Genomic DNA, 1569 nt, shown 5'->3' on the forward strand with positions numbered 1-1569 from the left:
GGGCAATGTTGAATATTTTTACCACTATAGTAAAAGACAAGGTTAAAAGTTTAGCTATAGGAAGTTTTGATGGAATTCATTTAGGTCATAAAAAGCTTATAGATTGTTTAGATAAATTGTATTCTAATAATATAAATTTATTTTTAAAAAATAACCATACAGTCAGTCTCAAAAGACTAATTATTTTTACAATTTGTAAAAATTTAATTTAAACCCTAGTCTGACTCATTAGCTTATCTAATCTATCCATTATATTATTTACAAAAGAATTTATACTTTCATTACTTGCTTTCCAACCATTAGCTTTTGCTTGATGAAATTCTCTATCAAAAGAAATTCCACTGCCTACGTATATATTTTGCCATTTAACTCCTTTTTCCATTGCATATATACCTGCATCAAGCCAACCATCTTGTGCATAACCTTTTAATAAACTTGCAAAATCCACTTTGCCTGTCATAATATCATCTAGTGAAACATCAAAAGAAGGATTTGCTTTCATTTCTAGCTTACGTTGTGCTTCTAAAACTTTTGCTTCAGGACTTAAAACAACTTGATTTGAAGATGGAAAAGGCGGATAGGATTTTAAAAAACTCATAAACAAAGCTTCTTTAGAATAGCTTCCATCTTCATTTTTTGGATAAACTGACATATCAGGATTAAAGTCACCTTCAATTGAATAACCTTGCTCCATACTTTGTGGAGAAAAGTCAAGTTTCATAAGGTTCATATCCAAACCCATAGTAGAATATTTAATTGCTTGTGCTTCGTGAAATTGTTCTGCATTGAATATATTTTTTACAATTTTTTCATTGTCTTCATTATTAATATAATTTAATCCTTTAGGCAATTGTTCTAAATCTGCTTCGCTAAAACTTGTTTTATCATTTGGAAATACACTTATTACTTGATTAAAGCTATTATAATAGGATTTAACAATAGAAGCCATATCAAAACTATTATAATAGTTTCCACTAGTTTCATCAGCCATACCATTTTGATTAAATCTCTCTATCTCATCCAAAGTAGATTTATGTATCTTAAAATCATCTGGTAATCCTGCAGCTTTATTAAAATCACTTCCCATATAACCATCTTTATCTACACTATAGCCATAAGCTAAAGATATAGGATTACTTACATTAGCTAAAGGATCAGCTTGTTTATATTTTAGAGTATAAATAGAGTTTTTAAATTCACTTGATATATTATAATTTAAAGAATTTGTAATATTGCTACTACTTGATATATTAGTAGAATTTAAACTATTATTATTTAATGTATTAGTAGAATTTAATACTTCACCTCTTATTAAAGTTTGAGTATTCTTACTTTGAATTTCATTTAATTTACTTGCATTTTGTTTTAAAAAAACATTTGCAAAATTTATTTTTGAATTTTCTTTATTTTCTTTATTAGCTTTTGCTTGTGAAAGTATAGAACCATAGTTTGAGTTATCATTTATACTAAAGATGCTCATATTAAATCCTTTATTTAGATTTTTCTGCCTTCAATCTAAATATAAAATAATACAAGCAATATTTATTCCATTTTATGTCAAAATGGAAT

General features: G+C 26.3%; 1 protein-coding gene and 1 pseudogene. One reads left to right on the forward strand and one right to left on the reverse strand.

The features are described 5' to 3' along the window. Positions 1-8 precede the first annotated feature (8 nt). A pseudogene (locus tag JG677_RS08920) lies at positions 9-113 on the forward strand (bifunctional riboflavin kinase/FAD synthetase); the annotation flags it as partial. A 95-nt stretch (positions 114-208) separates the two neighbouring features. On the opposite strand, the gene JG677_RS08050 reads toward JG677_RS08920, so the two are convergent. After that, positions 209-1480, reverse strand: coding sequence for a Cj0814 family flagellar-dependent secreted protein (locus JG677_RS08050; protein ID WP_200286115.1), 1272 nt, complete (start codon positions 1478-1480; stop codon positions 209-211). Positions 1481-1569: the final 89 nt, after the last annotated feature.

The organism is Campylobacter sp. TTU-622 (assembly GCF_016598965.1).
In the GTDB taxonomy this organism is placed as follows: Bacteria; Campylobacterota; Campylobacteria; order Campylobacterales; family Campylobacteraceae; genus Campylobacter_D.